Below are 3,605 nucleotides of genomic sequence, written 5' to 3' on the forward strand. Positions count from 1 at the left end.
ACTCGCAGCAAAACAATGTTCTTCATAAGGGGCAATAAAAGCGGCCGTGTTAGCACGGACCATTCCGGAGTGACAACCTGTCTGAAGTTCCAAAGTACCACTAATAGGTAATACAAGTTGAGCAAAATCATGATGGTGACTTGCGATTTCAGTTTGATAAGAACGCAAAGAAAGATGAGAGGGTAGGGCTTTAGAAGAGGTCATCATAAATCCTAGACAATTTTTAACATTTGTTATACATAGACGTTAATGCGGTATAACTATACTATGCTATGACTAGCAAAGCACGCGGCTAATCGATGTTGATAATTACATGGAGCGTATTTAATATGAAATTGATCTTAGCATTAGCAAGTTTACTCGGCTTATCTGCGGTCATGTTCGGGGCGTTAGAAAGCCATGTATTTGGTGTCTTGTTAACGTCAAAAAATGCGCAACGATTCGTCATTGCACTTCATTATCAGCAATTATATAGTATTTTGCTGGTTGCACTCAGTCTATATGGATTGCAGCGAAAACCCTCCAAATTATTACATCTTGTTTGCGTTGTTTTCTCTTAGGCGTGCTCGTATTTAGTGGTAGTTTATACGCCTTGATTTTTGCTGAGCCTATTTTCGCTATGGGACTCCCTGCGGCGGTGCGTTGATGATGTTGGGTTGGATCTTACTCTTATTATTTAGTGTGTTTTATAAACCACATCATGGGTGATGAACAGGCAGGAGTTTGTTGAATGAAAAGAAGAGGATTAAATTGAAATCCCCTCTGGATGCGTAAAAATAAGCACGCTCTGAGAGCAAGACCATCATCTTCCTCTTAATAAACCACAATATCATAGCTCGGTACAACACCTTCTACTGTGTTCACCGGGATGAATCTATAACCTACTCCAGTATTTATATAAGTCGCTTTTGATTCGTCTATCGTGTTATTCCAGCTACACCCAGTTAATGCTACAGAAAATAGAGTGATAGAAAATACTGTATAGATTAATTTTTTCATCATTACTCCTTAACAAACCTCTGTATTTATAGCCTGCTCCATAAAATATAGTACAAATTTAAATTTTGCCCTTAATTAAGTGTGTTAACAGATTGATTTGAATTAAAAAAGTCATTTAGCGAGTATTTATGTTGATAAGTTTAAAATTAATCACCAACAATTTCTTTTAGCTTAAGAGAGGGTGCCAGCACAGCGACTCTTATTGACACAAGGAGTACACGAAAATTTCTATCGTGATCCCAAAAGATACTAATGTGCAAACGTATAGGTTTATTTTTGTTGGTTTAGCCAGGCTTTAATAGATTGTTGAGTACTTTCTATGACCTCGAGTAAATGATGATATAAAGTATTGAAATAGGTTGTATCGCCTGCCTTTTGATTAATCTGCAGGTATTGGCAGGTGTATTGTAGTCTAGCTGTTCCGCAATAAATAGCACTGCTTCTCATCCGAAGTATAGTTTCTCCCAGAGATTCCCAAGCGCTTGCCTCATAAGCCTGTTGAATTTTAATTTGCTCTAGAGGGAGCTCATTCATCATTAACTCAAGTGACTCTTTTAATAACTCAATACTACCTAAATGATTAATTCCTTGGTGACTATCAAAGAGGGGAAATTGCTCTAAGGCAAGAAATAATTCCTTAGAAAACTTGTCTTTTGTTTCGATGACTTTTGAGTATTCATTTTCCTTGGTTGTAGTAACTAATTCGGAAAGAATACCAGTTAGAATCGTTGGAGTCATAGGCTTGGTAAATACCTGACTCATGCCCGCTTCTATGCATTCATAAGCTGAGCTTGCTAAACAATGAGCTGTTAAGCCTACAATAGGGATTGCTTTTTGATTATTATCTTTTTCCCAGTTACGAATATAGATGGCTAATTCAATTCCCGACATACCTGGCAAACCGATATCGGTAATGATTAAATCGAATTTAGATTTTTTGATCAAATCCAAGGCATTTTCTGCATCCATTGTGGAAGTAAATTCGCATCCTCCTTGTTTTAGAAGTGTTTCAAGTAATTTTAATGCAATAAAATTATCTTCCACGATTAAGATGTGAGGAAAATGCTGCGATGTTGTTTTATCATCAGTTGCCTGAATTTGGTTTACTTGCCCGGTTGTAAATCCTTTTGTATCCCAATCGCATTTGCTCATATAGTCCTGTCTAATGAAATTGATACTTTGTTTATTGTCTTACTTAGGCTGTGAATGTTCAATGTTCCAGGGAAAATTACGCTAAATGGAATGCGATCAGAGTAAGGATACAGGTTAGTAATCCGGTGGTTATTAATACGTTACTCTGTTCGAAAGCACCTAGAAGGATAGATATTATTCCAATAATTGAACCCAGAATGCACATCTATTATTTCCTAAAAATATTGATTATTGCACTTCTTGATTAACAAATTATTAAGACGACATGATTAATGTTGAAAATATCATTATTTTTCATACGGAAAAAGCCTTTACTAAAGGCAGGTCATTGCACTGAGAAAATAATACAAGCAGTTGTTGATTTGCTTGATGAAAAATAGAAAAAATAGTGGACTACATAAAAAATGCTAAAAGCCGCTTGACCCTATTGTTGCTATATACCTTATCTTTTGATTGAAGGAGGTAATACGATGACTCAATGGTTCGTAAAAGACTTAAGTAAATTAACCGGTGTCTCAGTGCAAACACTACATCACTATGATCGTATAAGTCTGCTCAAGCCTTCATTACGACTTGCCAATGGGTACCGTATTTACTCCGAAAAGGATTTATTGAAATTGCAACAGATTATTGCTTTGAAGTTTTTCGGTTTTGAGTTATCACAAATCAAAACCTTACTCTCTGAAGAATGTGAAGCGCTCTGTCATTTTAACAGCCAAGCACAAGTGTTGGAGAAAAAAGCAGCTGCTTTACTCGAGGGAGCCAAAACTTTGAGAAGCATTATTCATTCTGTTGATGACAATCAATCCATTCCTTGGAAAACCATTATTCAATTTATTGAGGTATATAGAATGACAGAGCATCTTGAACATAACTGGGTTAAAGAAATATTCACCCCTGATGAACTCAAGCAGTATGTAGAGTTTGAAAAAGAAATGAAAGCCAATCAGCAAAAAGCCGTTTTCGAAAAAATTGGCAACAATTGGCAGAGGAGTTGAAAAGTAATCTCAAAAATGATCCTTATTCAAAAGTGGGTATTCACTTGGGAAAAAATATATGGATTGGGTGAATGGGATCTATGGTAAAAATATGCCCATCTCAGGACCAAAAAGTGGGAGAAAGGGTTTGGAGAAGGAAAAGGTCTTGAAGAGATTGGTTTAACACCAGAGCTTATCTCCTGGATAGAAAAAGCCACCGATGCCTACTGGAGAGATCGAATTTATGGGCTTCTTAACAAAATCGGTATGATCGCTTCTTCTACTGCATTAACACTTTGGAATGAAATACTTGATGATATGTACGGTGAGGAGGAGGCTCGCAAAATTACAATTTACGACATGGCATTAAAAGATGATAAGGTAAGCCAAAAGGCAAAAGAATGGCTTAGAAGCCTTTTAAATGCAAAGTAAAAATCTAACAATAGTCGGATTAGTTTTGTCCTGATTCGACTATAA

General features: G+C 36.4%; 2 protein-coding genes and 2 pseudogenes. 2 read left to right on the top strand and 2 right to left on the bottom strand.

Translation table 11 applies throughout. From position 1 onward, the window contains the following. Nucleotides 1-207: pseudogene (locus BN58_RS23430) on the bottom strand (AraC family transcriptional regulator); the annotation flags it as partial. 122 nt (nucleotides 208-329) lie between these two features. Between BN58_RS23430 and BN58_RS08420 the strand changes: the two are divergent. After that, the gene (locus tag BN58_RS08420) at nucleotides 330-560 is read left to right on the top strand and encodes a DUF423 domain-containing protein (RefSeq protein WP_019216451.1); all 231 of its coding nucleotides are present in this window, start codon (nucleotides 330-332) and stop codon (nucleotides 558-560) included. Between the two features lie 709 nt (nucleotides 561-1,269). Here the strand turns inward: BN58_RS08420 and BN58_RS08425 are convergent. Continuing rightward, nucleotides 1,270-2,151, bottom strand: coding sequence for a response regulator (locus BN58_RS08425; protein WP_019216452.1), 882 nt, complete (start codon nucleotides 2,149-2,151; stop codon nucleotides 1,270-1,272). 470 nt (nucleotides 2,152-2,621) lie between these two features. On the opposite strand from BN58_RS08425, the pseudogene BN58_RS36910 reads away from it, so the two are divergent. Continuing rightward, a pseudogene (locus BN58_RS36910) lies at nucleotides 2,622-3,560 on the top strand (MerR family transcriptional regulator). Nucleotides 3,561-3,605: the final 45 nt, after the last annotated feature.

Origin of the sequence: Legionella tunisiensis, assembly GCF_000308315.1 — a bacterium.
Taxonomy (GTDB): Bacteria; Pseudomonadota; Gammaproteobacteria; order Legionellales; family Legionellaceae; genus Tatlockia; species Tatlockia tunisiensis.